Origin of the sequence: Vibrio sp. 10N.222.48.A3 (assembly GCF_041475345.1) — a bacterium.
GTDB lineage: Bacteria > Pseudomonadota > Gammaproteobacteria > Enterobacterales > Vibrionaceae > Vibrio > Vibrio tasmaniensis_A.
The window spans coordinates 1-251 of sequence record NZ_JBFRVX010001735.1 but is presented as its reverse complement, the minus strand read 5'-3'; the positions used below and the strand labels follow the sequence as shown (position 1 = coordinate 251).

1 protein-coding gene is annotated in these 251 nt (G+C 37.5%); it reads right to left on the bottom strand.

What is annotated here, in order from left to right:
- On the bottom strand, window positions 1-81 hold an 81-nt coding region (locus AB4653_RS28680; RefSeq protein ID WP_372106036.1), incomplete at its 3' end, for an adenylosuccinate synthetase.
- Window positions 82-251: the final 170 nt, after the last annotated feature.

Genomic DNA, 251 nt, shown 5'->3' with positions numbered 1-251 from the left:
AGCTTGGTCTGCTAAAAAATCAACGATACGGCCTTTGCCTTCGTCGCCCCAGTTTGCGCCTACAACAACAATAGATGGCATAATTTTTCTCCTGACTGATTGAGAAATCATGTTAGGCCTACAAAGTGGATAAGAGAAATTAATTATCTTTATTATCTTGATAAGGATTTCATATATCATGTAAAAAACCTGGGAGGGATATGATGCTCGATATTAATTTGTTGAAGACGTTTGTGACGCTAGCGGAATAT